We start from the raw sequence: 370 nt of genomic DNA on the forward strand, positions 1-370 counted from the left end.
TCGATACGATCTCTTCTCTTGCCCCGCTGTGAGACGCGCCCCGCCCCCGCGTCCGTGTCCAAGTTAAGGAGGAAAGTCAGATCAGGCGCTACCCCGCCGCTTGCCCAATCACTAAGCCCCCTGATTGCTTTCATGCCGAGGCCGCGCCCCGCGCCCTGATACGCCACCGACGAATCCGAAAACCGATCACAGATCACAACCTTGCCCGCCGCGAGCGCAGGCGCTATTACCCTTGCTACGTGGTGTGCGCGATCTGCCGCGTAAAGCAGCGCCTCCGTTTTAGCGTCTACTTCTCCCCCATGCATTACTAGCGCGCGTATGCTCTCACCCAGGGCTGTGCCGCCCGGTTCGCGCGTAAGCAGCACATCCA

The 370-nt window shown here is 62.2% G+C and carries 1 protein-coding gene; it reads right to left on the reverse strand.

Annotation, left to right across the window (positions count from 1 at the left end):
* The coding region (tmk, locus tag QP363_RS13835; protein ID WP_369181383.1) for a dTMP kinase at window positions 1–365 on the reverse strand (365 nt) is incomplete at its 3' end.
* Window positions 366–370: the final 5 nt, after the last annotated feature.

It is taken from the genome of Corynebacterium sp. UMB6689 (assembly GCF_030215295.1).
In the GTDB taxonomy this organism is placed as follows: domain Bacteria; phylum Actinomycetota; class Actinomycetes; order Mycobacteriales; family Mycobacteriaceae; genus Corynebacterium; species Corynebacterium aurimucosum.